The organism is Mesorhizobium sp. M2E.F.Ca.ET.219.01.1.1 (assembly GCF_004016445.2).
Lineage (GTDB): Bacteria > Pseudomonadota > Alphaproteobacteria > Rhizobiales > Rhizobiaceae > Mesorhizobium.
In genome coordinates this window covers 362,036-387,044 of sequence record NZ_SADT02000005.1, presented here as the reverse complement: position 1 = coordinate 387,044, position 25,009 = coordinate 362,036, and the positions used below count along the sequence as shown (strand labels likewise).

The following is a 25,009-nucleotide window of genomic DNA, read 5'->3' as shown; positions in this document are numbered from 1 at the left end:
GAGCAAACATGTCGGGAACTCTCGTGCTCGTGCGCCACGGCCAGAGCGAATGGAACCTGAAGAACCTGTTCACCGGCTGGCGCGATGTCGACCTGACCGACCAGGGCAATGCGGAAGCGCTTGCGGCCGGCGAAAAGCTCAAGGCGCGCGGCCTAAAATTCGACATCGCCTACACGTCGGCCCTGAAGCGGGCGCAAAAGACCTGCCAGCACATCCTCGACGTGGTCGGCCAGAGCGATCTCAAGACCATCCGCGACCAGGCGCTCAACGAGCGCGACTATGGCGATCTCTCCGGCCTCAACAAGGACGACGCGCGCAAGAAATGGGGCGAGGAGCAGGTGCATATCTGGCGCCGTTCCTACGACATCGCCCCGCCCGGCGGCGAGAGTCTGAAGGACACCGGCGCGCGCGTGTGGCCCTATTACCTGCATGAGGTGCAGCCGCATGTGCTGCGCGGCGAGACGGTGCTGGTCGCCGCCCACGGCAATTCGCTGCGCGCGCTGATCATGGCGCTGGACGGCAAGAGCGGCGAGGAGATCGTCAAGCTCGAGCTCGGCACCGGCGTGCCGGTGATCTACAAGCTCAACGCCGATTCCACCGTGGCGAAGAAAGAAGTGCTGGAGGGGTGAGGCGCAGCAAGAAGGGCGCCGACGCGGCGACTAGCCCTTTCTCCCCGTGAACGGGGAGAAATGCCCGGCAGGGCAATGAGGGGCAGCGCCAACGCTGGTGAAAAAAGCGCGTTGACACACATCGTTTGCCCGCTTACATGAGCGCCCACCAGCCCAGATGGCGGAATTGGTAGACGCGCACGGTTCAGGTCCGTGTTCCGCAAGGAGTGGAGGTTCGAGTCCTCTTCTGGGCACCATCCTTCGCTCTTCGAGCCTCGGATGGCAGGCCATCCCGTAGTTCCAAGAGCGAAGAGTATCCGCAACGCCAATCGAGAAGGTTTGCGGTTCTATCCTCCTTGCCGAGGGCTAACGCCGCCGTGTCGCTGCTTTCCGGCGCCACAAAAAGGAGAGGCCGCCCAAAGGCGGCCCCCGAAGCCGTGCCGTAGCACGTGGACAGAAATTATGTCGGACATCCAGAAGCTTTGGGGTCCTTGACGCAGTCTGCGACTAGCTTGAACTTGGCGTTCAACGCCCCGCCGAGCGAGCTGGCGCCGACCATGATTGCCAACGCGATCAGCGCCGCGATCAGGCCGTACTCGATCGCCGTGGCGCCGGATTCGTCATTCTTGAACCGCTTAATCAGTTTGAGCATTGTACGATTTCCTCGTTGCCCGTTGGTGACCGGCTCAAACTATACAGAAACGATTTTGAAGACCTTAATCGAAACAGTTAAGATTCTGTTATTGCAGCTATATCTGTAATATTCTTTGTCGACTCTTCCGGTAATAACAGGATATCGTTATAAAGCTATCTCTAATATACGACTTGGGAGATATCGTGTTGGAATGCATTTATGTGCAAAATGAGGCAGTTGACTGGTGCCCGCGGTTTGCCATACGCCCGACTCCCGTCTATACCGTTCGAAAGAAACCTTTTTTATCATCTGCATTGATTTTTATGCGAACAAAACCTGATTTCATTATAATGACAATGTCATTACAAGATACTACTCTTGCACAATGAAGCACGAATCGCCGGACGCCTCGAAGAGAAGCACGCTGAACATGCGCATCAGGCCCGAAGAGCGCGGCCTGATCGACGAGGCCGCGCGGACGCTCGGCATGACCCGAACGGATTTCATCCTCGACGCCGCCCGGCGCATGGCTGAGGACACGCTGCTCGAGCGCACGCTTATCAAGGCTTCGCCGGAGGCTTATGCGGAGTTCCTTGTCCTGCTCGATGCGCCGGCCAAGTCGAACGAGCGACTGTCCAAACTGATGAACGCGCCGCTGCCTTGGGAAACCAAGTGACGCTGCAGGCGCCGGTACCGCTGGATCGTGGCCACGATCTCTCGTCTTTTTCATCCGGTGTTGCGGCGTCGGATGACTGGGTCAAACGCCGGGCGCTCGCCAACCAGGACAGTGGCGCGACACGCACCTTCGTGGCCTGCGAGGACGACAAGGTTGTCGCCTATTACGCGCTCGCTTCGGGCGGCGCCATTGCCAGTCACGTGCCGGGCCGGTCCCGGCGCACCATGCCCGATCCGATTCCGGTGGCGATTCTTGCCCGTCTCGCAATCGACACGTCCTGTCAGCGGCAGGGAATCGGCAGGGTGCTCGTCCAGGATGCAGCACGCAGAGTGATGAATGCCGCAGGCTCGCTCGGCATCCGCGGCATCCTGGCCCACGCCGTCTCCGATGAAGCGCGAAGCTATTACACGGCGCTAGGATTCGACCCGTCGCCCCTCGATCCCATGACGCTGGTGATCTCTCTCACCGATCTGCGTGAGGCGATCAGGTAGGGGCCATTCGACCGACGAAGCGGCGCCGGCACCTCCCCTTCCGGCCAGTCCTCCAACAAACCACTTCAAACCCGGCGGCCATGACGCTACGGTCGCGCCATGGCCCCTTCCGTCAGTCCGACCATCGCCGCCCGCCGCGACCAGATGTTCCCGATCCTCACCGATGCGGACATCGAGCGCATGCGCCGTTTCGGCGAGGCACGCTCCTATGCCGCCGGCGATCATATCGTGACGGCCGGCGCGGTTTCGCCGGGCGTGATCCTCATCCTGTCGGGCAAGGTCGACATCACCCAGGCCGACGGGCTTGGCCAACGCGACGCGATCGTCACCCATGGCGCCGGCAATTTCATCGGCGAGCTGGCGCAGCTGTCGAACCGGCCGTCGCTGGTCAATGCCGAGGCGGTCGAGCCGGTCGAGGCGATCGTCATCCCCTCGCAGCGGCTGCGCGACCTGATGGTGCAGGAGGCCAATCTCGGCGAGCGCGTCATGCGGGCGCTGATCCTGCGTCGCGTCGGCCTGCTCGAAAGCGGCGCCAGCGGGCCGGTCGTCATCGGCCCTCCGGGCAATGGCGACGTGCTGCGGCTGCAGGGTTTTCTGCGGCGCAGCGGGTTGCCGCACCGGGCGCTCGATTCCGACACCGACCCTTGCGCGAAAACGCTAATCGAGCGCTTCCATGTCGATCCGCACCATCTGCCGATCGTGCTCTGCCCGAACGGCAAGCTGATGCACAATCCGGGCGAGAACGAGCTTGCCCGCTGTGTCGGCCTGCTGCGGCCTATCGATGCCGACAAGGTCTATGACGTGGCGATCGTCGGCGCCGGACCGGCGGGGCTGGCAGCGGCGGTCTATGCCGCCTCGGAAGGCCTGTCGACGATCGTGCTCGACTGCCGCGCCTTCGGCGGGCAGGCGGGCGCCTCGGCCCGCATCGAAAACTATCTCGGCTTCCCGACCGGCATCACCGGCATGGCGCTGATGGCGCGCGCCTACAACCAGGCGCAGAAGTTCGGCGTCGAGATGGTCATACCCGACGAGGCGAAGCTGCTGGACGACGCCGACGACGGCGCACGCTACAGGCTTGCCATCGGCGATGGCGAGAGCGTGCGTTCACGCGCGGTGGTGATCGCCAGCGGCGCGCGCTACCGCCGCCTCGACATCGCCAATCTGGCGCAGTTCGAGGGCACTTCGGTGCATTATTGGGCCTCGCCGATCGAGGCGAGGCTTTGCCAGGACCAGGAGGTGGCGCTGGTCGGTGCCGGCAATTCGGCCGGACAGGCGGCCGTCTATCTGGCGAGCCAGGTACGCAAGGTGACGCTCCTGGCGCGGCGCGGTCTCGACGCCACCATGTCGCGCTATCTGGTCGAGCGCATCGCCGCGCAGCCGAACATCGAGGTGCTGACCGGGACCGAAGTCGTGGCGCTGGAGGGCCATGACGGCAATCTCGAGCAATTGCGCTGGCGCAACCGGGCGACCGGCGAGGAGACGACCCGCGCCATCCAGCACCTCTTCCTGTTCATCGGCGCCGATCCGAACACCGACTGGCTGGCGAATTGCAATGTGGCGCTGGATGCCAAGGGTTTCGTGCGCACCGGGCCGGACACGACGCCGGGTCACGGGCTGATGGAAACGAGCCGCGGCGGTGTCTTCGCCATCGGCGACGTGCGGTGCGGCTCGACCAAGCGGGTCGCGGCCGCCGTCGGCGAGGGCGCGCAGGTGGTCGCGGCATTGCATGCCTATCTGGCGCGGAACGGCGCCGGCGCCGCCGTAAACGAATAGATCAGCGAACCGGCGAGGACCCAGCGATGGACGAATGCAGGCACACCAGGGACATCAAAAAGGTCACGCCGAGCGCGCTGGGCTGCGAGGAATGCCTGAAGAGCGGCTCCTGGTGGGTGCATCTGAGGCTCTGTCGCACCTGCGGCCATGTCGGCTGCTGCGACGACTCGCCCAATCGCCACGCGACAAAGCATTTCCACGCCACGCAGCATCCGATCATCGAAGGCTACGACCCGCCGGAAGGCTGGGCCTGGTGCTTCGTCGACGAGGTTTTTGTCGACCTCGAGGGCGATACGACGCCGCAGAACGGGCCGATCCCGAAGTTTGTCTGAGTCCAGCCGTCCGGGCGGCGTCTAGAGCGTTTCACCGTTTCACGGAAACGGCGAACCACTCTGTCCCTTGTTTTTGCGCAATTCCGGACGGAAAACCGCTCACACTTTTCCTGGAATTGCTCTAATCAGCGCACCGAGCTCGTCACGGTCGGATCGACGGCGTCGGGCACGGATTTGCGCTCATTGCCGGCGAAGATGCCGATGAGCAGCAGGCTGAGCACGACCGGCACAAACAGGATGGCGACGCGGGCCTGCACGTAGAAGATGGCACGCCATTCATTTCGCTTTTCGGGGCTGTCGTTCATCATGCTCGCTCTGTCTGCGCCTCCCCGAGGCGGGACATAGAGACGAAGCGTTAAACATCTCCTTCCGATTCCGTTAACGGGGGGCGATCTGCGGTAATGGCAGAGGGTAGTGCCAGCCCCTCTCCGTCCGCTTCGCGGACACCTCTCCCCCACTTTGTGGGGGCGAGGAAACGCCAATCGCCGAGGCGGCGCCTTCGCAAGCTTGGGTTCCTCGCCCCGCCAGAGGCGGGGAGAGGTGGCTCGGCGAAGCCGAGACGGAGAGGGGAGCGCCCTTTGCGATTACCCGCTGGATGCGCTTCCGATCCCCTGAAAGTCCGCTCCACCGATCAATCTGCCGGCAGCGCGAACAGCCTGCCACCCGCCGGCACCACGTCGTCGATGCCGGCGAGGCGCAGGCAGTGCCAGGCCATGGCGTGGTTGGACGAGGTGACGGGGATGCCGATGCGCTGCTCCAGCTCCGCCACGGCTTCCGCGACGCGCAGGCTGGTGCAGGAGATGAAGATCGCATCGACGCCGGGCACTTGCGCCATACGCTCGGCGGCCGCCTCGATCGAGGCGAGCGAGATGCGGGCGGCCTCGCGGTCGTCGCGGCGGTCGAAGGTGGCGACGGCGGCGATGTCGAGGCCGCGGCCGGTGAAATAGCGCACCAGGCCCTGGTTGATCTCGGGCGCGTAGGGCGTCAGCAGTCCGATGCCCTTCGCGCCCAGCGCCCTGAAAGCGGCGAGCGCGCCGGTGACCGGGGTGGTGCAGGCGACGCCCGGCCGCACCTTCCTGATCTCGGCGAAGACGGCTTCCTCGCCGAGCGTCATGGTCGCCGAGGTGCAGCCGAAGCCGACGACGTCGAGCGGGATGCTGGGCAGGATGAGGTCAACGGTGGGCGCGATGTGCGGACCGATGGCGCGCAAAGTGTCGGGCGTGATGTCGTTGTCGTTGAAGAGGCGCGCCTCGTAGAAGGCGACGCCAGGAATGCGCACCAGCGCGCGGAACTCGTGCTCCAGCGTCTGGTCGGTGGCGAGGATCGCCAGGCCGATCGCCGCGCGCGAGGCGAGGCCGCCATCGATCTGCGACGGCAGCACGCCCAAATCGACCGGTCCTGACGACTGAGGGCGGGTAGCGGCGCTGACGGACATGGGCTTTCCCTTTCTTGTTGTCGATCCCGCGCGGACCGAACGTTCAGTTCAAAAGGCCTTCCATGGAAACAGAAGGCTTGCGGCCGGCGATGAGGTCGGCGGTGATGCGGGCCGAGCCGTGCGACATGGTCCAGCCGATATGGCCGTGCCCGGTGTTGAGGTAGAGGTTCCGCGGGCGGCGCCGGCCGAATTCGGGCAGGTTGTTCGGCGTCATGGGCCGCAACCCCGCCCACATCTCGGCGCGGTCGTAATCGGCGCCTTCGGGATAAAGCTCCTCGGTCACGCCCTTCATGAAGGCGAAATCGGCCGGCTTGTGGCTGGTGTCGTAGCCGGCGAACTCCGCGGTGGCGGTGACGCGCAGGCGGTCGCCGAAGCGCGAGACGGCGACCAGATTGTGCTCGTCGATCGCGGCGATGGTCGGCGGCGCCGGCCGGTTGCCGATCGGAATGGTCAGCGAATAGCCCTTGATCGGATAGATGGGCAGGCTGAGCCCGATCGTCTTCGCGATCAGCGGGCTGTAGGAGCCGAGCGCCAGCACATAGGCGTCGCCCTTGACCGCCCCCTTGTCCGTCATCACCTGCGCGACGCCGTCGCCGGATGTCTCGATGCCGGTGATGGTCGTGCCGGTGAGGATCTCGCCGCCGCGTTCGACCACCTTGGCGGCCAGCGCCCGGGTGAATTTCGCCGGGTCGCCGGTCTCGTCGGTCGGGCAATGGATGCCGCCGGCGATCTTTTCCCTGGCTGCGGCCAGCGACGGGTCGAGCGCGACGATGGCGTCGCGGTCGAGCACCTTGATCAGCTGGCCATCGGATTCCAGCAGCCGCATATGCTCGACGCCTTTGTCGAGCGCGTGCTGGCTGCGATAGAAATAGAGGATGCCACGATCGTTGCGGTCGTAGTCGATGGCCTCGTCGGCGATTACCTGTTGCAGCACCGATTGCGAATAGACGGCGAGGCGATGCTTGAGCAGCGTGTTGCGCCTCGCCTTCTCGGCCGTGCACTCCATCAGGAACAGCCATGACCAGCTGTAGAGCCTCGGATCGGCCGAGAGCCTGAAGCGCAGCGCCTGGTCCTTCAGCACCAGTGATTTCAGCAGGATCATCGGCGCCCTGGGCGAGGACCAGACGAAGGAATGCCCCGGCGCGATCATGCCGGCATTGCCCCAGCTGGTCTCGGCGGCGACCTGCTGCTGGCGCTCGAGGATGACGACCTCGTGCCCGTCCTTCTGCAGCTGGTAAGCTGTGGTGACGCCGACCACGCCGCCACCCAACACGATCACGCGCATCACGCCTCCGGAGATCGCAAAGCTGGCTCACTGTAGAGTGTAAGCTGCGGTCTGCAATGGCACACATAGCGAGATGTCGGCGGGACAGCGCGCCTCCGCGTGGGCCCTCGTGGGCAGGACGATCGCAAATGGCGCTTCGTCATTCTAGGGCGGAGCAAGGAGCGAAGCGACGCGCGCAGACCCTAGAATCCATGCCGTGACATTCGCCGTGGAATGCAACCGGTCAAGAATAGCCGTTGGTGATAGTGCTAGGTAGGATCGCAGGATGACAGGCTACGTCTACATGACCGCGAGCCAGAAAGGCGGCACGATCTATATCGGTGTCACCGATGACCTTGCTCGTCGCATGCCTGAGCACAAGACCGGCCAAGGCTCCAGCTTCACCAGCCGCTACGGCGTGCAGCGTCTGGTCTGGTACGAGGAATACTTCGACATCGCCGATGCAATTCAGCGTGAGACGTCATTGAAGCGTTGGCCACGCCGATGGAAGGTCGAACTTATAGAGAAAGCCAACCCGGAATGGTTCGAGCTCTTTCGCGGAATTAGCTGGTGAACGTTCTGCACCGTTGCGGCGCTCGGGCGTCACAGCATGGGTTCTAGGGTCTGCACGCGTCGCTTCGCTCCTTGCTCCGCCCTAGAATGACGAAGCGCCATTTGCGATTGTCCTGCCCACCAGGGGCGCGAAAGATCACCACGCCAGGTGCTTTAAAGCGCCAGCGCCTGCTCCAGATCCGCGACCAGATCGTCCCCGTCCTCGATGCCGCAGGAGAGCCGCACCAGTGAATCGGTGATGCCGATCGCGCCGCGCTTTTCCGCCGGGATCGAGCCGTGCGTCATCAGCGCCGGGTGCTCGATCAGGCTTTCGACGCCGCCGAGGCTTTCGGCCAGCGTGAAGAGCTGGGTGCGTTCCAGGAAGCGTTTCGTTCCCGCCAGGTCGCGGTCGAGGTCGACGGAGATCATGCCGCCGAAGGCATGCATTTGCTGGACGGCGATGGAATGCTGCGGGTGGCTGGCGAGGCCGGGATAGATCACCCGGCGGACATCTTTTCGCGTTTCCAGCCATTGCGCGATCTTCAGGCCGTTCGACGAATGGCGTTCCATCCTCAGCGCCAAAGTCTTGGTGCCGCGTAGCGCCAGGAAACTGTCGAAGGGACTGGAGATGGCACCGATGGCGTTCTGCAGGAATTTCAGCTGGTCGGCGAGGTCCTTGTTGTCACCGACGATCGCCACGCCGCCGACCATGTCGGAATGGCCGTTCAAATATTTCGTCGTCGAATGCACGACGATGTCGATGCCGAGCTCCAGCGGACGCTGGATATAGGGGCTGCAAAAGGTGTTGTCGGCGACGGTAAGCAGACCCTTACGCTTTGCAAGCGCGGCGAGAGCTTCGAGATCGACGATGCGCAGCAGCGGGTTGGTCGGCGTCTCGACCCAGAGCAGTTTTGTTTCCGGGCGAATCGCGGCCTCGACCGCCGCAAGGTCGGTGAAGTCGGCGAAGCTCACCTGCAGGCCGGCCGAGCGCTTGCGCACCCGCTCCATCAAGCGGAACGAGCCGCCATAGATGTCGTCGGTGGCAACGATGTGAGCGCCGGAATCGAGCAGCTCCAGCACCGTCGAGATCGCCGCCAGGCCGGAGGCGAAGGCGAAGGCCCTGGTGCCGCTTTCAAGATCGGCGACCGCGCGTTCGAAGGCAAAGCGCGTCGGGTTTTGGCTGCGGGCATATTCAAAGCCCTTGTGCACGCCGGGCGACTGCTGGCCGTAGGTGGAGGTGGCGTAAATCGGCACCATCACCGCGCCGGTCAGCGGATCGTGGCTCTGGCCGCCATGGATGGTGCGGGTGGAAAAAGCCAGGCGGTTCTTGCCGTTTGAAGTCATTTTGCGCGGCGCCTCAGATGGTTGATCAGATCGATACGGGTTATCAGGCCGATGAACTCCTCGCCATCGAAGACGATGGCGACCTCGTTGCGGTCGAAGACAGGCAGCAGCGCATCCAGCGTCTGATTGGCCTGCAGCGTGTGCAGGTTCGACGTCATCGCCGAGCGCACCGGGCCGTTGAAGCGGTCCCAGCGGCCGTCATAGGGACCGTCGACCTTGGCCAGGATGTCGCTCTCGTCGACGATGCCGATCAGCTTGCCGCCGTCCAGCACCGGCAGCTGCGAGACATCGGAACGGCGCATGCGGCCATAGGCATTGAGCAGGCTCTCGTCCGGGCCGACAGTGACGATGTCGCCGGTGCGCGGCGAGCGCATGACTAAGTCACGCAGGTCGCCATGCTGTTCCTGGTCGGCCAAGCCCTGCTCGGCCAGCCAGATGTCGTCGAAGACCTTGGACAGATATTTGTTGCCGCTGTCGCAGACGAAGGTGACGACGCGCTTCGGCACCGTCTGCTCGCGGCAATAGCGCAACGCCGCCGACAACAGCGTGCCGGAGGACGAGCCGGCGAGGATGCCTTCGCGGGACAGGAGATCGCGCACCGCCAGCATGCTCTGCTTGTCGGGAATCGAGTAGGCCTTCTTCACCAGCGAGAGATCGGCATTAGGCGGCACGAAATCCTCGCCGATGCCCTCCACCGTCCAGCTGCCGGCCTCTTCCATCTTGCCGGTCTTGATCAGCGGCGCCAGCACCGAGCCGACCGGATCGGCCAGCACCATCTCGGTCTTCGGCGAATGTTTCGCGAAAAAGCGGCCGAGGCCGGTCAGCGTGCCGCCGGAACCGACGCCGACCACTACGGCGTCGACGTCACCTTCGAGCTGCGAGAAGATTTCCGGCCCGGTCGTCGTCTCATGCGCCAGCGGATTGGCCGGGTTGGCGAACTGGTTGGCGTAGAAGGCGCCGGGCAATTCGGCGGCGATCTTCTCGGCCATGTCCTGATAATATTCGGGATGGCCCTTGCCGACATCGGAGCGGGTCATGCGCACCTCGGCGCCGAGCGCGCGCAGATGCTGGATCTTCTCGCGCGACATCTTGTCGGGCACGACCAGGATGATGCGGTAGCCTTTCGGGATGCCGACCTGGGCAAGCCCGAGGCCGGTGTTGCCGGCAGTGGCTTCGACGATGGTGCCGCCACGCTTCAGCCGGCCGTCCTTCTCGGCCGCGGCGATCATCGACAGCGCGATGCGATCCTTGATCGAGCCGCCGGGGTTCTGGCTTTCGAGCTTGATGAACAGACGGCATTTGCCGGTGTCGAATTTGGTCAGCTCGACGATCGGCGTCTGGCCGATCAGGTCGAGCACCGAAGCGTAAGGTGGACGCAGCCTCGACAGGTTGGTGTCCGCGCCGCCGGGCGCCGCTTTTGTTTGCTCGCTCATCTTGAGTGCTCCGTCGAAGCAGTTCGAGGCGTATGTCGGCAATCTCGCGCGGGAGGCCGCGGGAATCCATTCCGGTTTCGCGGATCGCGCGCCCTGTCTTTTCCAGCCCTTTTCATCCGGAAAGAAGATAGATCGTGCCAATCCGGCGGCGAGTGGAGGAATGGAATTTCACGGGCGGCATCTTGAGAGAAGGTTGATTGGAATTCGATCATCAGCGTCGAGTTCCTTCACATCCCCTCTGTGGCTTGCCGACCTCGGCAGAAATTTCACCCCAGCAGTTGCTTGCTCAGCTTCGCGCACAGCACGCGAATGGGAAATGGCGTCGATCTCGAAAAGCATTTCTTCGACACCTGGCCGTCGCCGGCGATGACTATTTGCCCACTGAGGCGTCCTTCCGGCGAAATATGCGAACTTGCATCTCAGCCCACCGCGTCATCACCTTTTCCTTGAAGCGATCGCCATCGAATGCAACGCACCGGTTTCCCTCGAACAGAAAGATATCGTCCTCGGATGCGACTGCGTCCAGGAATCGTGGAGACCAGCCGGCCAGCCCCGAAGTTTGGCCCATCAATTGCTCAAAAGTGAACATTGCGTGGCAATAATTGTCGAAACTCTCAAACTCGGAAAAATCGGCGGCGCGGCATTCTTCCAATGTCATTAGCGGGTAGCTGTACGGACTCTTCCGGCTACTATGTGGCTTGAGATGCGGAAAAATAGCTGGCGGCATTTGAAGGAACTTGATGGCGCCGACTTCCTCCAGCACCCCAGTACTCCACTCCCAGCAACTCGTGTGCATGTGGTAAAAGGTCTCGTGCTCCACACCATGTTCGTCAGGCAGCCAAAGATTGTAGCCCCGCTCAATCTCGATTTGCCGATAGAAATCGAATAGAAACTCGTATATGAGTGCAGATACTGTCGCGTTTCGCATTTATCACCGTCAATTTTTGCGGCTCGACTGCGCTTGAAAGCCATTTGATGATTACTAGCAACTTGCTGAGTTGCTGCAACAAATATCCGACTGGGGTCGGACATTACGTCGTTTTAATTGATAGCGTGACCTTCGCGCTACCCCAGCAGCTGCTTGCTCAGCTTCGCGCATTGCACCCGGATGTCCGGAATGGCGTCGATCTCGAAGAAGGTGCCGCGCGTCAGCGGCCCGACGGCGAGAAGCTTCGACGACACCGTGCCGTCGGCCGCGATCAGCTCGCATTTTGCCGTGACGTCGAGGCCGAGGCGCAGCGGATCCGGTCGCGCCATGCTGCGCTCGATCAACGAGCGCACCACACCGTTCGAAGTCCTCGAAATGTCGCGGGCGATGCCCATGCAGTCATAGAGCCGGGCGACCTCCAGGGTCTCGATAGCCTGCGTGCCGCGCGGCTGGATTTTTACGGTGAAGCCGCCGTTCGCCTCGACATTCACGACCCTGCCGGCGACCAGGCGGATGCGGCCCGACCTGACCGCCTCGGTGACCCGCTGGTAGACTTCCGGCGCCAAGCGGTGGCGGTGGATATCCCACCAGGCCTTGGTATGCTCGACGAAGCGGCGCTTGGCCGAGGACGGCCAGTTCTGCCAGATCGGCTGGTTGAACGGCCGAAGCCCGTCCACGACGTCGCGCCAGTCGCCGCCGGCCTTCTGGGTCTCGCGGATCAGGTTGCGGAACCAGCCGACGAAATAGGAAAGCTCGGTGCCCAGCGGAATGTCGGCGATATCGAGCTTGATCGGGTTGCCCTTGCGATGCGGCGACGGCAGCAGGCCGCGCCGCGATACCGCGACGATCGGGCCGCGATGGCCGCGCTGTTCCAGTGACAGGAAGGCATCGACCATGCTCAAGCCCGTGCCGAGCAGCAGGACCGAAGTTTTGGGATCGAGCGTGGTGTCGGCCTCCGTCCCCATGCGGATGGCGTGGCCCTGGAAGGCGCCGGGCTGCTCGTCGTGGCCAGTGGCAAGAACTGCCAGATGGCCAACAACGCTGGTGCCGTTGGCGAGCACCACCTCGACGCCAGCCGGCGTCGGCGTGATCGACAGGCTCTCCTCGGCAATCAGCCGCAACCGGCCGGTCTCGCGCTCACGCTCCACCAGATCGTCGAGCAGCTCCCTGAGGTAGCGCGCATAGAGGCTGCGCGGCGCATAGAATGGTCCCTGGTCGGGTTTGGCGAAGCCGCGCTCCAGCACCCAGCGCGCGAAATGGGTGGGGTCGTCGGCATAGGCGCTCATGCCGGAGGCTTTGACGTTGAGCACATGCGCCGACAGCAGCGTCGAATAGGCCATGCCCTGGCCGAAATGCGGCCGCTTCTCGATCAGCGTGACACGCAGATCGGGGTTCGATAACATAAGCAGATGCGCGGCCAGCACGACGCCGCTGGCGCCGCCGCCGACAATGATGATGGAGTTGCCGCGTCCAACCATGGTTGCGAGCCGGAATTTCTGTCGAGCGGTCAGCGCGCGGCGGTCGCCGCGGGCGGCCTCGGCCGCAGGCCACGAACGATCGCCGGAACGGTTTTTAGAAGGTCGCGCATCGTTCTCTCACTCCCAATGTTGATAAGATTACTATACTAAGCGAGCCAGGCACGAAACCCGCTTTCCAATTCGCCCGCAATTTGAAGCATGGGTTTGCCCGGATGGGTCGACCGGAGAATTTTCGTTCGCTGCGCTCGCATCCACGCGGTCGTCATTCCAGGGCGGAGCGACGCGAAGCGGCGCGCAGACCCTGGAATCCATGCCGCTACATCCATGATAGGCACTACGGTGCAGAACGAGGGCCTCGCACGACATCGGATGGTTTGCACCGCCGCATTGCTTCCACGTCACGGCATGGATTCCAAGGTCTGCGCGCGTCGCTTCGCTCCTTGCTCCGCCCTGGAATGACGATGAACACAGGTTGCTGCCTGTTACGGCACCCCGACCGTCCTTTTGCGCTTCCGCCGCCGGTACAGGGCGACACTTTTCCAATAAAGTCCGCTTCGTTGGAAGGATTTAACTCTACAAAACTGATAGAATTAACCGACGATAGAAAGGCAATCCAGTTTTCAGGGGTTTATGGAGCCTTTCAATGTCAATCTTTTCACGACGCGTTCTGCTTTTCTCGTCGGCCGCGCTTACGGCTGCCGCCCTGCTTGGTCCGGCCAGCGCCGAGGACCTCAAGATCACCATCGGCTACCAGACGGTGGTCGAGCCATCGAAAGTGCCGCAGGCCGACGGCGCTTATGAGAAGGCGACCAAGGCGGCGATCGACTGGCGCAAGTTCGATTCCGGCGCCGACGTCATCGCCGCGATCGCTTCCGGCTCGGTCGATATCGGCTATGTCGGCTCGAGCCCGCTGGCCGCGGCGGCCAGCCGCGAGTTGCCGATCCAGACCATCTTCGTCGTCGGCCTGATCGGGCCGTCGGAAGCGCTGGTGGCCCGCAACGGCGCCGGCATCGAGAAAGTCGCCGACCTTGCCGGCAAGAAGGTCGCCGTGCCGTTCGTCTCGACCACGCATTACAGCCTGCTCGCGGCGCTGAAGCATGAAGGCGTCGATCCGAAGTCGGTGCAGATCCTCAACCTCAGGCCGCCGGAAATCGCCGCCGCCTTCGCGCGCGGCGACATCGACGCGGCCTATGTCTGGGATCCGGCGCTCGGCCAGGTGAAGACGACCGGCAAGGTGGTGCTGGATTCCTCGCAGGTGGCCGCCTGGGGCGCGCCGACCTTCGACGCCTGGATCGTGCGCACCGATTTTGCCGACAAGCACCCCGAAGCCGTGCGCGACTTCGTCAAGGTGACCGGCGAAGCCTATGCCCAGTTCCTCGCCAAGCCGGAGGCCTGGTCGGTGTCCTCGCCGGAAGCCGGCAAGATCGCCAAGCTCACCGGCGCCAAGCTGGAAGAGGTGCCGGAACTGCTCAAGGGCTATGTCTTCCCGTCGCTCGAGGAGCAGGCTTCGGACAAGTTCCTCGGCGGCGCGACTGTCAAGGCCGTCGCGGCGACGTCCGCCTTCCTCAAGGAGCAGGGCAAGGTCGACGCCGTGCTGCCCGACTATTCGAAATATGTGACGGCGAAATATGCCAGCGAGGCGCTCGCCTCGAACTGAGCCTTCTCCATGCAATCTCCGGAAGGATGACCGCCTTTCCGGGGATTGTTCGGAAGCGCGGCCTCCTTCCCTGGCCTTGCGCTTGTCTGTCCCGGAGCCGCTTACGAGGCGCGGCTTCGGGGCAGGCCTTAGGATCCAACGCCTTGGTCCAGCAGAGGCCCGAATGACGCATCTCATCCTCGACAAGGTCAGCGTCCATTATGACGGCCAGCCGGCCCCGGCGGTCGAGCGTGTTTCGCTCGACATCGGCAAAAGCGATTCAGGCAGGGGCGATTTCGTCGTGCTGGTCGGCCGTTCCGGCTGCGGCAAGACCTCGCTGCTCAATGTCGCCGCCGGCCTTGTCGAGCCCGCGGGCGGCCTGGCCACGGTGGACGGCCGGCCGATCACCGGGCCCGGCTCCGATCGCGCCGTGGTCTTCCAGAACGATGCATTGTTCCCCTGGCTGACGGCGCGGGAAAACGTCGCCTTCGCGCTCAGGCTGCGTGGCGTATCCGCCGACAAAAGGGCGCGCCGCGCCGACGAGCTGCTGTCGCTGGTCAAGCTCGGCGATGCCGGCGACAAGCGCATCTGGGAGCTTTCCGGCGGCATGCGCCAGCGCGTCGGCCTGGCCCGGGCTTTGGCCGCCGAACCCGAATTCCTCCTGCTCGACGAGCCGCTTGGCGCGCTCGACGCCCTGACGCGCGAGCGCATGCAGACGACGCTGCTCGACCTGTGGGCAGCGGCCCAAGTCGGCGTGCTGATGGTTACGCACGGCATCGAGGAGGCGCTGGTGCTCGCCACCCGCATCGTCGTGCTGGCGCCGGGTCCAGGCCACGTGGTGCGGACATTCGAAACCCATTTCGGCCGCCGCTACGCCGCCGGCGAGCCGATCCGCGCGATCAAGGCCGATCCCGCCTTTGTCGCTGCCCGCGCGGAGCTGACCGACGCGATCTTCGAAGGAGAGGCGGCATGAGCGTGAGCGCCTATAGCGAACGCCCCGGCGCGAAGGCCGACGAGAATGACGGGTTTTCCGTGCCATGGTCCCGGCCACGGCCGAAACGTGCGGTCGTTTCGGCCAGGCTGGTCAGCGCGATCACCATCCTCGTGCTGCTCGCCGCCTGGACGGCGGCGGCCTCGCTGCAGCTGGTATCGCCGGTCTTCCTGCCCTCGCCCGCCGCGGTCTGGGCGAAATTTGTCGTCGTCGCCCGCGACGGATTCGTCGATGCGACGCTGCTCCAGCACACCCTCGCCTCGCTTTGGCGCGTGTTCGCGGCGCTGATCGCGGCGATCCTCGTCGGCGTCCCGGTCGGGCTCGCCATCGGCATCAGCAGGATCGGGCGCGGCGTGTTCGACCCGCTGCTCGAGTTCCTGCGGCCGATCCCGCCGCTCGCCTATCTGCCGCTGATCATCATCTGGTTCGGCATCGGCGAGCCGTCGAAGATCCTGGTGATCGCCATCGCCATGCTGGCGCCGGTGGCGCTGTCGACCGCCGCCGGGGTGCGCGGCGTTTCGCGCGAGCGCGTCGACGCGGCGCGTTCGCTCGGCGCCACGCGAGCCCAGGTCATCCGCCATGTGATCCTGCCCAGCGCGCTTCCATCGATCCTCACCGGCCTGCGCATCGCGCTCGGCGCCGGCTGGTCGACGCTGGTCGCGGCGGAGCTGGTGGCGGCGACGCGCGGCCTCGGCTTCATGATCCAGTCGGCGGCGCAGTTTCTGGTCACGGACGTGGTGGTGATGGGCATACTGGTGATCGCGATCATCGCTTTTGCCCTGGAATTCATCATCCGGCGTGTCGAACGGGTGCTGGTGCCCTGGGCGGGGCGGGAATGAACGAAAGCGAAGGAGTAGGACTTGTGACCCATTCCACCGCAGTGCTGTTCGCGCATGTCGGCGCTTGGCTATTGGGTCTGCCGCCGAGCGACACACGACAGAAAGACGAAGCGAAGTCGCCGACACCGGTGTTGCTCGCCGGGGACCGCGATCGCCTGCCACCCCGCGACGAGAGCTTCTATTGGGCCTGGCAATACTGGTCGCAGTGATTGGGGGGCAGGAGCATTCTTTGTTCCGGCGAGGCGCTGTGCGGCCGCCCGGCGCCGTTGGTAGAAAATGATTCCGATTTGCGCTGCGAACTCGCAAGATCGTTCCTCTACTAACTTTATAGATTTACCTAGCCTGACCTCATTCCAACGGCCCGGCAGTTCGGGACCAACGAAGGAGAGGGTCATGTTCAATCTGACGAGACGCGCTTTCGGCGTCGGCCTGCTGGCAGCGGCGGCCTTTGCCGCATCCTTTGGGACGACATCCCCCGCCGCGGCGGATGATCTCAAGGCGTTCAACATCGGCTACCAGAAGACCGGCCTGCCGGTGATCGCCCGGCAGCAGCAGATCATCGAAAAGGCGCTTGCCGACAAGGGCGTCACGGTTAAGTGGGTCGAGTTCACCGCCGGCCCGCCGCTGGTGGAAGCCCTGAATGTCGGCGCCATCGATGTCGGCTGGACCGGCGACGCGCCGCCGATCTTCGGTCAATCTGCCGGCGCCAACATCGTCTACGCCGCCGCGCTGCCGTCCAACGGCCAGGGCGAGGCGATCTTCGTCAAGCCGGCCTCGCCGATCCAGTCGCTGGCCGACCTCAAGGGCAAGCGCATCGGCGTCGGCAAGGGTACCAGCGCGCATAATCTGGTCGTTGCCGCCCTGGAAAAGGCCGGCATCCCCTTCGACCAGATCACGCCCATCTACCTCAGCCCCGCCGATGCGGCGGCCGCCTTCGCCAGCGACCAGATCGATGCGTGGGCCGTCTGGGATCCGTTCTTCGCCATTGCCGAGACCCGTTACCAGCCGCGCGTGCTTGCCCGCTCCAGCGACGTGCTCCAGGTCAACACCTATTTCCTCGCCAACAAGGATTTCGCCAAGGCGCATCCGGATTTCGTCTCGACGACGATCGCCGCGCTTGGCGACGCGGCGAAATGGGCCGACCAGAACCGCGACAAGGTGGCCGAGGCGCTGCATGAGGTGACCGGCGTGCCGCTCGACGCGCAGACGATCGCCGCCAACCGCACCAAGTTCGGCATCTATCCGATCACCGCCGAGATCGTCGCCGGCCAGCAGGCGACGGCCGACCGCTTCTTCAAGCTTGGGCTGATCCCGAAAGCGGTGCGGATATCCGACGCGGTCTGGACCGCGCCGGGCAACTGATTTTCATCCAAGGCGCCGGGCGCGGCGAACGCCCGGCGCCGCCTTTGTTTTCGACTGTCTTCTCCCCGGGTGTCAGCCATGACCGCATCTTCAAGCCCGCTCGATTTCTTCTGGTTCATCCCAACGCATGGCGACGGAACCTATCTCGGCACCGAGAAGCAGCAGCGTCCGCCCGAATTCGGCTACTTCAAGGAGATCGCGCAGGCGGTCGACCGGCTGGGCTTCCCCGGTGTGCTGTTGCCCACCGGCCAGAACTGCGAGGATTCCTGGATCACCGCCACCGGTCTCGCGACGCTGACGGAAAGGCTGAAATTCCTGGTCGCGCTGCGACCCGGCGTGACGCTGCCGACCTTCGCGGCGCGTCAGACCGCGGCGCTCGACCGGCTGAGCAACGGCCGGCTGCTGCTCAATGTCGTGGTCGGCGGCAACCCGACCGAGCTTGCCGGCGACGGCGTGTTCCTGCCGCATGACGAGCGCTATGCGCAGGCGCAGGAATTCCTGACCATCTGGCGCGGCCTGGTCTCGGGCGAGCGGGTGAATTTCGAAGGCAAATACTATCGCGTCGAGAACGGCCGCCTCGACCTGTTGCCGCTGCAGGAGCGGCCGCCGCTCTATTTCGGCGGCTCGTCCGACGCCGGCCAGGAGCTCGCGGCCGACCTCGTCGACATGTATCTCACCTGGGGCGAGCCGCCGGCGCAGGTTGCCGCAAAGATTGCCTCGGCGCGCGATAAAGCGGCGCGGCGCGGCCGCAAGCTGCGTTTCGGCATCAGGCTGCATTTCATCGTGCGCGAGACCGAGGATGAGGCCTGGCGCGCCGCCGAGCGGCTGATCAGCCATGTCACCGACGCGCAGATCGAGAACGCCCAGGCGCGTTTCCTCAAGGAGATGGATTCGGTCGGGCAGCGGCGCATGGCCGAGCTGCATGGCGGCCGGCGCGACCGGCTCGTCGTCTCACCGAACCTGTGGGCCGGCGTCGGCCTGGTGCGCGGCGGCGCCGGCACGGCGCTGGTCGGCACGCCGGAGCAAATCGTCGAGCGCATCGGCGAATACCAGGCGATCGGCATCGACACCATCATCGGCTCCGGCTACCCGCATCTCGAGGAGGCCTACCGCGTCGCCGAGCTCCTGTTCCCGCGGCTCGGCCTCGGCACGCAGCGGCAGCGGGCGCACAAGGATATCGCCAACGAATTTTCGGTCGGCTTCCATGGCGCCAGCCGCCTGCAGGCGGCGTCATGAGCCTGGCCATCCGCCTTGCCCGCAACGGCGCGGCCGGCTGGCTGCTGCCCGCGGCAATCATCGCCGGCTGGGAAGCCGCAGCACGCGCGGGTTTGATCCCGGCCAATGTGCTGCCGGCGCCGAGCGCGGTGGCCGAGGCCTTCTGGCGGCTGACACTGTCCGGCGAGCTCATCCGCAACATTGGCGTCTCGACCCTGCGGGCGCTGTCGGGCTTCGCCATAGGCGGCTCGATCGGCTTCGCGCTCGGCCTCGCCAACGGATTGTCGGCGCTGAGCCGCGGCCTCACCGACACGACGCTGCAGATGATCCGCAACATCCCGCATCTGGCGCTGATCCCGCTGGTCATCCTGTGGTTCGGCATCGACGAGGAAGCAAAACTCTTCCTGGTGGCGCTCGGCGTCTTCTTCCCGATCTATGTCAACACGCTGCTCGGCATCCAGAGCGTCGATCCGCAGCTGGTCGAGATGGGCCGGGTCTACGGGCTCGACCGGCGCGCCTTGTTCTTCCGGGTGATCCTGCCCGGCGCGCTGCCCTCGATCTTTGTCGGCCTGCGCTATGCGCTGGGCATCATGTGGCTGACCCTGATCGTCGCCGAGACGATCTCGGCCAGTTCCGGCCTCGGCTACATGGCCATGCAGGCGCGCGAGTTCCTTCTGATCGACGTCGTGGTGCTGTCGATCCTGATCTACGCGCTGCTCGGCAAGCTCGCCGACAGCCTGGCCCGCCTGCTCGAGCGCCTGTCGCTCGGCTGGCATCCGGCTTTCCAGAAAGGGTGAGAACAAGATGCCAGCCGCCACCCTCACCGCCGCACGCTCCCTCGCCGCCACGCCGGCGCAAGCCCGGACGATCGGCTCGGTCGAGGGCCGCCGGGCCTTCGCCTTCAGGGAAGTGGGAAAACGCTTCGGCGACAAGATCGTGCTCGACGGCATCAGCCTCGACGTGCGGGCCGGACAGTTCCTGGCCGTCATCGGCAAGAGCGGCTGCGGCAAGAGCACGCTGCTTCGGCTGCTCGCCGGGCTCGACCGCCCGAGCAGCGGTTCGCTGACCTTTGGCGCGGCCGAGGAAGGTCACAGCCGCACGCGCTTCATGTTCCAGGAGCCGCGGCTGCTCCCTTGGGCGAGCGTGGTGAAGAATGTCGAGATCGGGCTGACCGGCATCGCCGGCGGCACTGACGCCAGGCAGCGGGCGCTTGCCATGCTTGACGAGGTCGGGCTGGCCGACCGCGCCGACGAGTGGCCCTCGGTGCTATCGGGCGGCCAGAAGCAGCGCGTGGCGTTAGCCCGTGCCCTGGTGGGCCAGCCGCAGATCCTGGCGCTGGACGAGCCGCTCGGCGCGCTGGACGCGCTGACGCGCATCGAGATGCAGCAGCTTCTGGAACGGATATGGCTCGACCAGAAGTTCACCGCCGTGCTGGTGACGCATGATGTCGGCGAGGCCGTCGCGCTCGCCGACCGCGTCGTGGTGATCGGCGCCGGCAGGATCGCCCTCGACCTCGACGTGCCTGTGGCCCGCCCCCGCCGGCACGGTTCGGCGGAGCTTGCCCATATCGAGGGCACCATCCTGGATCACCTGTTCAGCCGGACTTGATCGCGGCGCCGGCCGCGATCCCAGATCACAAGATGATATCGCAAGGTCAGACGCGCGAGCGGTTCGCCCAGCGCAGCCCGACGATGCCGGCCAGCATGGTGACGAGGCCGATATAGAGCCATTGCGTCCGGCCGGTCATGAAGCTGCCGCCCACCAGGCCGAGGCCCTGCAGCGACCATAGCGCGCCCAACCCCAGCACAATCAGCGCCAGCACAAACCTGATCAATCGCATCGGCTGGACCCTCTCCGGAAGTCGATCCTGAACGGCAACAGGGACGCAACAAAAGACGCCGAGGAATCGGAATAGTCCGGTTCCTCTGTACTTCCAATCTTGGGGACCGATCTTGTCCGGAACGTCCCGGATAGTGACCCGATATTCATCAAGAATACGCCTTTCCGGCTCCAAAAATATCATGACAAACTGTTTCGCGGCGACTCCAAACGTGTGCCGTCGCCATGGAACCGCCAGAAGGCTGCCGCATTTCCCGCCTCATTCGGCACTTAGGCGGGGCTACTCGATCAACGGAGCCACCCCCAAAGCATGAAGAAAACCAACCAGACCGCGCTTGTCGCGGTAACGATCGCGGCTGGCCTGATGGCTGGCGCCTCGTCCGCCTCCTCCGCCGCCGCGCAATGCGGCCGCGCTTCCTGGTATGCGCTGCATTCCAGAACCGCCTCAGGGGAACGCATGAACCCCTCGGCACTGACTGCCGCCCATCGCTCCCTGCCCTTCGGCACCAAGCTTAGGGTCACCAACAAAGACAATGGCCGCAGCGTCGTCGTGCGCATCAACGATCGCGGACCGTTCGTGAAGGGACGCATGCTCGACCTCTCCCGCGGCGCCGCCAACCAGCTCGGTTTCATCGGCTCGGGCCACACCGCCGTCTGCATGGCGCGCGTTTGAGGGTCCCTCACACCATGATCTTTTCCGAAAACCGGAACCCACTTTTCGGGATCATGGTCTAGTGTCCGGCGTGAGGGGCCGGACACATATCCTTCACATTTCGGCACCGCACAGTGAGCCGGCTCGCCCCGTCCAAGTCCGATTTCAACAGGTTGAACCAAAGAAGCATTCGTCAGACAAAATGACGTATTGCATCGCAACAATATCTCGTTAACCTCGCCGGGAGACATTCAAGGCTCGGCGCTGTTCGTCGTCCCTTTGGTCGATGGACGGCAACGAGGTTCTCGATGTTCTACCAGCTCTACGAAATGAACCATGCGGCGCTGCAGCCGGCCCGCCTCTATGCCGACGCGGTGCGGCTGTTCTACTCCAACCCGCTCAATCCGATCTCCCACACCCCCTTCGGACGCTCGGTCGCGGCGACCGCCGAGCTCTTCGAGCGCACCACCCGCCGCTACGGCAAGCCGCGATTCGGCCTGGACAAGACCGTGGTCGACTGGAAGAGCGTCGACGTCACCGAAAAGACGGTCTGGTCGAAGCCGTTCTGCAATCTCGTGCGTTTCGAGCGCGCGCTGCCTGCGGGACGCAAGCCGGACCCGAAGCTTTTGATCGTGGCGCCGATGTCGGGCCATTACGCGACGCTGCTGCGCGGCACGGTCGAGGCGATGCTTCCTCACGCCGACGTGCACATCACCGACTGGGTCGACGCCCGCATGGTGCCGGTGGCGCAAGGCAGCTTCGATCTCGACGACTATATCGACTACGTCATCGAGATGTTCCATGCGCTCGGCCCCGACACGCATGTAATGGCCGTCTGCCAGCCCTCGGTGCCCGTGCTGGCGGCGGTGGCGCTGATGGAGAAGCGCGGCGATCCCTTCGTGCCCTCGACCATGACGCTGATGGGCGGCCCGATCGATACGCGCCGCAACCCGACCGCGGTCAATCTTCTAGCCGAGGAAAAGGGCATCGCCTGGTTCCGCGACAATGTCATCATGCAGGCGCCGTGGCCGGTGCCGGGCTTCGGCCGCGAGGTCTATCCGGGCTTCCTGCAGCTTTCGGGCTTCATGAGCATGAATCTCGACCGTCACATCATCGCCCACAAGGACTTCTTCATGCACCTTGTGAAAAATGACGGCGACAGCGCCGAAAAGCACCGCGACTTCTATGACGAATACCTGGCGGTGATGGACCTGACGGCGGAGTTCTACCTGCAGACGGTCGACACTGTGTTCGTGCGCCACGCTTTGCCGAAGGGCGAGATGACGCATCGCGGCGAGACGATCGACTGCACAGCGATCCGCAACGTCGCGCTGCTCACCATCGAGGGCGAGAACGACGACATTTCCGGGCTCGGCCAGACCCAGGCCGCGCATGATCTGTGCGTCAACATTCCCGCCGACAAGCATGTCCATTACATGCAGCCGGCGGTCGGCCATTACGGTGTCTTCAACGGCTCGCGCTTCCGCTCGGAAATCGTGCCGCGCATCGCCGACTTCATTTCCAGCTATGGCCGCCAGCAGCGTGTGGCGACGAAGCCGAGACTGGTCCGTTCGGCGAAAGGCTGAACGCCGCAGACCGCGCCAGCGCGAACTTTCGCTCCGCCGCCAGCCGGCGGCCGCTGGTGTTGCGCCTTTGCCTCTGTGGCGAAAGTGTCGCTACGGGATCGTCCAGGTAACCATGCCGTCAAACTGGCCGTGCTCTCTAATTGACACGGACTGTAAATCGCCCTTAACGTTTCGTTAATAAAGAGAGGGCGGCGGGGGCAATGACTTCCTCAGCTATGACGCGGATACTGCGTTTGTGTTCAGTCGCAGGGCTGGCGATTTCGGCTCACTGGGCGGTGCCCGCCTGGGCGGCGGGCGCGATGACCACGGGCGGCCTGACCTCGCAGCCGATCGGGCACTATGATTTCTGCAAAGCGCGTCCGAACGAATGCAACATCCATCCGGCCGATCTCGATCCGGCCAGGATGACGGACGGTCTGTGGCGCAAGCTGGTCAATGTCAGCGCCAGGGTCAACGCCGCCGTCAAGCCGTTGAGCGATCTCGATCACTACGGCAAGGATGAAGTCTGGGCCTATCCGGATGACGGCTATGGCGACTGCGAGGACTATGTGCTGGAAAAGCGCCGCCAGCTTTATCGCACGGGCATGTCGCTCGCCGATCTCCTGATCACCGTCGTGCGCAAGCCAGATGGCGAAGGCCACTCGGTGCTCACGGTGCGCACCGACAAGGGCGACTATGTGCTCGACAATCTGACTGACAAGGTCAAAGCCTGGGACGCGACCGGCTACCGCTTCCTCAAGCGCCAGGCGATTGACAACACCGGACGCTGGGTCTCGATCCGCGACGGCCAGGCGGTTCTGGTCGGCTCGGTGCAGTAGGCTGGGCGGGTCAACCTCGGCTTCGTCATTCTAGGGCGGAGCAAGGAGCGGGGCGACGCCGCGCAGACCCTAGAATCCATTCCGTTACCTACAGGCGTCACCGCGGTGCAGAACGACCTCTGTTCTGCACCGCTTTTACCCTTCGCGCGAGGTTACGGAATGGATCCTCGGGTCTGCGCGTCCGCTTCGCTCCCGCTCCGCCCGTGGATGACGAAGGCGATAGGCCTCCGAAAATTTTCAGGCGACTCCATGAACCGTTTCCGTTCAGCCGACGACACACAGCCGTGAATGGCAAACCCAACCATGGAGACCTCAAATGACTGCTTTTCTGCGCAATACCCTTCTTGCCGCCGTCGCCGTGTCGGCCCTGACCGGATCGGCCCTGGCGGACCAGACCTACAAAAGCTGCGCCGCGACCAACCTCAATGACCTGTGGAGCGGCCGCTGCTGCACCGTCGGCTCCGAGAACTGCCTTGGCGGCGGCAATGGTGGCCGCGACCATCAAGGCCATCAGGGCAAGGGCGACCGCGGCAGCACCAACGGCGCCGCCGGCAAGTTCTGATTTCAAGCGTGAGGGTTGCCTGCGGCGCAGTACACCGAAGCCTTGGCTTTCGCGCCGTCGTCATCCCGTGGCGAGCAAGGAGCGAAGCGACGCGCGCAGACTATGGGTCTGCGCGTCCGCTTCGCTCCCGCTCCGCCGTGGATGACGAAGTTCGAGCGCTTCGGCTAACCGCACCAGGGCAAACTATCTGCGCAGCGCAGTCCGGACCAATGCTGTGATTTTCCGCAGCTGCTCTTCATCGAGCTTTTCGATGCTCTCGGCCAAGAGATTGGCAAGCTCGGTCGCCGCCGGAGACAGGCCGGACGTGTCGATCCTGACCCTCGGGTGCGAGCTTTCCGCAAGGCGGGCGAGATCTTCGGCATCGTCCCAGATGACGTTGAAATAGCCGATGATCTTCTGGATCAGCGTCCAGGTTGGCGCGCCGCGGCGGCCGTGCTCGAGCGCCGACAGATAGGCGGCGCTAACGCCGATGGCCTCGGCCATCGCCTTCTGGCTGACGCCGCGTTCGGCGCGCAGCGCCCTGAGCTTCTCGCCGAACGGGGTCATGTCGGCCTGCTCATC

General features: G+C 64.3%; 28 protein-coding genes and 1 tRNA gene. 19 read left to right on the top strand and 10 right to left on the bottom strand.

The annotated features are described in order from the left end of the window. The first annotated feature begins 8 nt into the window (after positions 1–8). Together EN862_RS24895 and EN862_RS24890 are read left to right on the top strand one after the other, a co-directional pair. The gene (locus EN862_RS24895) at positions 9–629 is read left to right on the top strand and encodes a 2,3-bisphosphoglycerate-dependent phosphoglycerate mutase (protein WP_112128835.1); all 621 of its coding nucleotides are present in this window, start codon (positions 9–11) and stop codon (positions 627–629) included. Between the two features lie 151 nt (positions 630–780). Beyond that, positions 781–865 (top strand) — tRNA-Leu (locus EN862_RS24890). A gap of 203 nt (positions 866–1,068) precedes the next feature. Here the strand turns inward: EN862_RS24890 and EN862_RS24885 are convergent. Then, complete coding sequence (locus EN862_RS24885; protein ID WP_127866170.1) at positions 1,069–1,260, bottom strand: Flp family type IVb pilin; 192 nt, start codon at positions 1,258–1,260, stop codon at positions 1,069–1,071. A gap of 367 nt (positions 1,261–1,627) precedes the next feature. Between EN862_RS24885 and EN862_RS24880 the strand changes: the two genes are divergently transcribed. From EN862_RS24880 to EN862_RS24865, 4 genes are all read left to right on the top strand, one after another. Further along, complete coding sequence (locus EN862_RS24880; RefSeq protein ID WP_127866169.1) at positions 1,628–1,918, top strand: DUF1778 domain-containing protein; 291 nt, start codon at positions 1,628–1,630, stop codon at positions 1,916–1,918. Next, positions 1,915–2,409 carry a GNAT family N-acetyltransferase gene (locus tag EN862_RS24875; protein WP_127866168.1) on the top strand — a complete coding sequence of 165 codons (495 nt, stop codon included), beginning with the start codon at positions 1,915–1,917 and terminating at the stop codon, positions 2,407–2,409. Before EN862_RS24880 ends, EN862_RS24875 begins: the two co-directional genes overlap by 4 nt. Before the next feature lie 99 nt (positions 2,410–2,508). After that, positions 2,509–4,182 (top strand): cyclic nucleotide-binding domain-containing thioredoxin-disulfide reductase, encoded by a 1,674-nt coding sequence (locus tag EN862_RS24870; protein ID WP_127866167.1) that lies wholly within the window; start codon positions 2,509–2,511, stop codon positions 4,180–4,182. Between the two features lie 26 nt (positions 4,183–4,208). Beyond that, positions 4,209–4,514 (top strand): UBP-type zinc finger domain-containing protein, encoded by a 306-nt coding sequence (locus EN862_RS24865; RefSeq protein ID WP_112128833.1) that lies wholly within the window; start codon positions 4,209–4,211, stop codon positions 4,512–4,514. A 125-nt stretch (positions 4,515–4,639) separates the two neighbouring features. On the opposite strand, the gene EN862_RS24860 is transcribed toward EN862_RS24865, so the two are convergent. The 3 genes from EN862_RS24860 to EN862_RS24850 all read right to left on the bottom strand — a co-directional run bounded on the left by EN862_RS24860 (position 4,640) and on the right by EN862_RS24850 (position 7,234). After that, entirely contained in the window at positions 4,640–4,822 is a 183-nt protein-coding gene (locus EN862_RS24860; protein ID WP_112128832.1) for a hypothetical protein, read from the bottom strand. A gap of 323 nt (positions 4,823–5,145) precedes the next feature. After that, entirely contained in the window at positions 5,146–5,949 is an 804-nt protein-coding gene (locus EN862_RS24855; RefSeq protein ID WP_127866166.1) for an aspartate/glutamate racemase family protein, read from the bottom strand. 43 nt (positions 5,950–5,992) lie between these two features. Beyond that, on the bottom strand, positions 5,993–7,234 hold the full coding sequence (locus tag EN862_RS24850) for a D-amino acid dehydrogenase (RefSeq protein WP_127866165.1): 1,242 nt from the start codon (positions 7,232–7,234) through the stop codon (positions 5,993–5,995). A 265-nt stretch (positions 7,235–7,499) separates the two neighbouring features. On the opposite strand from EN862_RS24850, the gene EN862_RS24845 reads away from it, so the two are divergent. Then, a complete protein-coding gene (locus EN862_RS24845; RefSeq protein WP_127866164.1) occupies positions 7,500–7,787 on the top strand; it encodes a GIY-YIG nuclease family protein in 288 nt (95 codons plus the stop codon). Between the two features lie 152 nt (positions 7,788–7,939). Here EN862_RS24845 and EN862_RS24840 read toward each other — a convergent pair whose 3' ends face one another. The 4 genes from EN862_RS24840 to EN862_RS24825 all read right to left on the bottom strand — a co-directional run bounded on the left by EN862_RS24840 (position 7,940) and on the right by EN862_RS24825 (position 12,948). Continuing rightward, the gene (locus EN862_RS24840; protein WP_127866163.1) at positions 7,940–9,109 is read right to left on the bottom strand and encodes a PLP-dependent aspartate aminotransferase family protein; all 1,170 of its coding nucleotides are present in this window, start codon (positions 9,107–9,109) and stop codon (positions 7,940–7,942) included. Continuing rightward, a complete protein-coding gene (locus EN862_RS24835; protein ID WP_127866162.1) occupies positions 9,106–10,542 on the bottom strand; it encodes a pyridoxal-phosphate dependent enzyme in 1,437 nt (478 codons plus the stop codon). Before EN862_RS24835 ends, EN862_RS24840 begins: the two co-directional genes overlap by 4 nt. A gap of 370 nt (positions 10,543–10,912) precedes the next feature. Continuing rightward, complete coding sequence (locus EN862_RS24830; protein WP_245519683.1) at positions 10,913–11,305, bottom strand: hypothetical protein; 393 nt, start codon at positions 11,303–11,305, stop codon at positions 10,913–10,915. Positions 11,306–11,607: 302 nt separating this feature from the next. Beyond that, positions 11,608–12,948, bottom strand: coding sequence for an FAD/NAD(P)-binding protein (locus tag EN862_RS24825; protein WP_127866160.1), 1,341 nt, complete (start codon positions 12,946–12,948; stop codon positions 11,608–11,610). 643 nt (positions 12,949–13,591) lie between these two features. Here EN862_RS24825 and tauA point away from each other — a divergent pair. The 8 genes from tauA to EN862_RS24785 all read left to right on the top strand — a co-directional run bounded on the left by tauA (position 13,592) and on the right by EN862_RS24785 (position 20,599). Continuing rightward, a complete protein-coding gene (gene tauA, locus EN862_RS24820; protein WP_127866159.1) occupies positions 13,592–14,605 on the top strand; it encodes a taurine ABC transporter substrate-binding protein in 1,014 nt (337 codons plus the stop codon). A 163-nt stretch (positions 14,606–14,768) separates the two neighbouring features. Beyond that, positions 14,769–15,557, top strand: a complete 789-nt coding sequence (locus EN862_RS24815; protein WP_127866158.1) for a taurine ABC transporter ATP-binding protein — start codon at positions 14,769–14,771, stop codon at positions 15,555–15,557. After that, complete coding sequence (locus tag EN862_RS24810; RefSeq protein ID WP_127866157.1) at positions 15,554–16,414, top strand: ABC transporter permease subunit; 861 nt, start codon at positions 15,554–15,556, stop codon at positions 16,412–16,414. Before EN862_RS24815 ends, EN862_RS24810 begins: the two co-directional genes overlap by 4 nt. A 23-nt stretch (positions 16,415–16,437) precedes the next feature. Then, positions 16,438–16,623 (top strand): hypothetical protein, encoded by a 186-nt coding sequence (locus tag EN862_RS24805; protein WP_127866156.1) that lies wholly within the window; start codon positions 16,438–16,440, stop codon positions 16,621–16,623. Between the two features lie 184 nt (positions 16,624–16,807). Next, positions 16,808–17,776 (top strand): sulfonate ABC transporter substrate-binding protein, encoded by a 969-nt coding sequence (locus EN862_RS24800; RefSeq protein ID WP_127866155.1) that lies wholly within the window; start codon positions 16,808–16,810, stop codon positions 17,774–17,776. Positions 17,777–17,854: 78 nt separating this feature from the next. Next, the gene (ssuD, locus tag EN862_RS24795) at positions 17,855–19,012 is read left to right on the top strand and encodes an FMNH2-dependent alkanesulfonate monooxygenase (protein ID WP_189401459.1); all 1,158 of its coding nucleotides are present in this window, start codon (positions 17,855–17,857) and stop codon (positions 19,010–19,012) included. Beyond that, positions 19,009–19,788: an ABC transporter permease subunit gene (locus EN862_RS24790; RefSeq protein ID WP_127866153.1), complete on the top strand. Its 780-nt coding sequence runs from the start codon at positions 19,009–19,011 to the stop codon at positions 19,786–19,788. The genes ssuD and EN862_RS24790 overlap by 4 nt, the downstream gene beginning before the upstream one ends. A 7-nt stretch (positions 19,789–19,795) precedes the next feature. After that, a complete protein-coding gene (locus tag EN862_RS24785; RefSeq protein WP_127866152.1) occupies positions 19,796–20,599 on the top strand; it encodes an ATP-binding cassette domain-containing protein in 804 nt (267 codons plus the stop codon). Positions 20,600–20,645: 46 nt separating this feature from the next. Here EN862_RS24785 and EN862_RS24780 read toward each other — a convergent pair whose 3' ends face one another. After that, the gene (locus EN862_RS24780) at positions 20,646–20,831 is read right to left on the bottom strand and encodes a hypothetical protein (protein WP_127866151.1); all 186 of its coding nucleotides are present in this window, start codon (positions 20,829–20,831) and stop codon (positions 20,646–20,648) included. A gap of 309 nt (positions 20,832–21,140) precedes the next feature. Between EN862_RS24780 and EN862_RS24775 the strand changes: the two genes are divergently transcribed. The 4 genes from EN862_RS24775 to EN862_RS24760 all read left to right on the top strand — a co-directional run bounded on the left by EN862_RS24775 (position 21,141) and on the right by EN862_RS24760 (position 24,448). Further along, on the top strand, positions 21,141–21,503 hold the full coding sequence (locus EN862_RS24775) for a septal ring lytic transglycosylase RlpA family protein (RefSeq protein WP_127866150.1): 363 nt from the start codon (positions 21,141–21,143) through the stop codon (positions 21,501–21,503). 287 nt (positions 21,504–21,790) lie between these two features. Then, positions 21,791–23,068: a polyhydroxyalkanoate depolymerase gene (locus EN862_RS24770; RefSeq protein WP_127866149.1), complete on the top strand. Its 1,278-nt coding sequence runs from the start codon at positions 21,791–21,793 to the stop codon at positions 23,066–23,068. Positions 23,069–23,268: 200 nt separating this feature from the next. Continuing rightward, positions 23,269–23,886, top strand: coding sequence for a transglutaminase-like cysteine peptidase (locus tag EN862_RS24765; protein WP_127866148.1), 618 nt, complete (start codon positions 23,269–23,271; stop codon positions 23,884–23,886). Between the two features lie 316 nt (positions 23,887–24,202). Continuing rightward, positions 24,203–24,448, top strand: a complete 246-nt coding sequence (locus tag EN862_RS24760) for a hypothetical protein (RefSeq protein ID WP_127866147.1) — start codon at positions 24,203–24,205, stop codon at positions 24,446–24,448. 183 nt (positions 24,449–24,631) lie between these two features. Here EN862_RS24760 and EN862_RS24755 read toward each other — a convergent pair whose 3' ends face one another. Next, positions 24,632–24,994, bottom strand: coding sequence for a helix-turn-helix transcriptional regulator (locus tag EN862_RS24755; protein WP_127866146.1), 363 nt, complete (start codon positions 24,992–24,994; stop codon positions 24,632–24,634). Positions 24,995–25,009: the final 15 nt, after the last annotated feature.

What these genes read in the sequence shown, in the direction of transcription:
- EN862_RS24895 (WP_112128835.1), top strand. Translation starts at nt 9, where the DNA reads ATGTCGGGAACTCTCGTGCTCGTGCGCCACGGCCAGAGCGAATGGAAC.
- EN862_RS24885 (WP_127866170.1), bottom strand. Translation starts at nt 1,260, where the DNA reads ATGCTCAAACTGATTAAGCGGTTCAAGAATGACGAATCCGGCGCCACG.
- EN862_RS24880 (WP_127866169.1), top strand. Translation starts at nt 1,628, where the DNA reads ATGAAGCACGAATCGCCGGACGCCTCGAAGAGAAGCACGCTGAACATG.
- EN862_RS24870 (WP_127866167.1), top strand. Translation starts at nt 2,509, where the DNA reads ATGGCCCCTTCCGTCAGTCCGACCATCGCCGCCCGCCGCGACCAGATG.
- EN862_RS24865 (WP_112128833.1), top strand. Translation starts at nt 4,209, where the DNA reads ATGGACGAATGCAGGCACACCAGGGACATCAAAAAGGTCACGCCGAGC.
- EN862_RS24860 (WP_112128832.1), bottom strand. Translation starts at nt 4,822, where the DNA reads ATGATGAACGACAGCCCCGAAAAGCGAAATGAATGGCGTGCCATCTTC.
- EN862_RS24855 (WP_127866166.1), bottom strand. Translation starts at nt 5,949, where the DNA reads ATGTCCGTCAGCGCCGCTACCCGCCCTCAGTCGTCAGGACCGGTCGAT.
- EN862_RS24850 (WP_127866165.1), bottom strand. Translation starts at nt 7,234, where the DNA reads ATGCGCGTGATCGTGTTGGGTGGCGGCGTGGTCGGCGTCACCACAGCT.
- EN862_RS24845 (WP_127866164.1), top strand. Translation starts at nt 7,500, where the DNA reads ATGACAGGCTACGTCTACATGACCGCGAGCCAGAAAGGCGGCACGATC.
- EN862_RS24840 (WP_127866163.1), bottom strand. Translation starts at nt 9,109, where the DNA reads ATGACTTCAAACGGCAAGAACCGCCTGGCTTTTTCCACCCGCACCATC.
- EN862_RS24835 (WP_127866162.1), bottom strand. Translation starts at nt 10,542, where the DNA reads ATGAGCGAGCAAACAAAAGCGGCGCCCGGCGGCGCGGACACCAACCTG.
- EN862_RS24825 (WP_127866160.1), bottom strand. Translation starts at nt 12,948, where the DNA reads ATGGTTGGACGCGGCAACTCCATCATCATTGTCGGCGGCGGCGCCAGC.
- tauA (WP_127866159.1), top strand. Translation starts at nt 13,592, where the DNA reads ATGTCAATCTTTTCACGACGCGTTCTGCTTTTCTCGTCGGCCGCGCTT.
- EN862_RS24815 (WP_127866158.1), top strand. Translation starts at nt 14,769, where the DNA reads ATGACGCATCTCATCCTCGACAAGGTCAGCGTCCATTATGACGGCCAG.
- EN862_RS24810 (WP_127866157.1), top strand. Translation starts at nt 15,554, where the DNA reads ATGAGCGTGAGCGCCTATAGCGAACGCCCCGGCGCGAAGGCCGACGAG.
- EN862_RS24800 (WP_127866155.1), top strand. Translation starts at nt 16,808, where the DNA reads ATGTTCAATCTGACGAGACGCGCTTTCGGCGTCGGCCTGCTGGCAGCG.
- ssuD (WP_189401459.1), top strand. Translation starts at nt 17,855, where the DNA reads ATGACCGCATCTTCAAGCCCGCTCGATTTCTTCTGGTTCATCCCAACG.
- EN862_RS24790 (WP_127866153.1), top strand. Translation starts at nt 19,009, where the DNA reads ATGAGCCTGGCCATCCGCCTTGCCCGCAACGGCGCGGCCGGCTGGCTG.
- EN862_RS24785 (WP_127866152.1), top strand. Translation starts at nt 19,796, where the DNA reads ATGCCAGCCGCCACCCTCACCGCCGCACGCTCCCTCGCCGCCACGCCG.
- EN862_RS24780 (WP_127866151.1), bottom strand. Translation starts at nt 20,831, where the DNA reads ATGCGATTGATCAGGTTTGTGCTGGCGCTGATTGTGCTGGGGTTGGGC.
- EN862_RS24775 (WP_127866150.1), top strand. Translation starts at nt 21,141, where the DNA reads ATGAAGAAAACCAACCAGACCGCGCTTGTCGCGGTAACGATCGCGGCT.
- EN862_RS24770 (WP_127866149.1), top strand. Translation starts at nt 21,791, where the DNA reads ATGTTCTACCAGCTCTACGAAATGAACCATGCGGCGCTGCAGCCGGCC.
- EN862_RS24765 (WP_127866148.1), top strand. Translation starts at nt 23,269, where the DNA reads ATGACTTCCTCAGCTATGACGCGGATACTGCGTTTGTGTTCAGTCGCA.
- EN862_RS24760 (WP_127866147.1), top strand. Translation starts at nt 24,203, where the DNA reads ATGACTGCTTTTCTGCGCAATACCCTTCTTGCCGCCGTCGCCGTGTCG.
- EN862_RS24755 (WP_127866146.1), bottom strand. Translation starts at nt 24,994, where the DNA reads ATGACCCCGTTCGGCGAGAAGCTCAGGGCGCTGCGCGCCGAACGCGGC.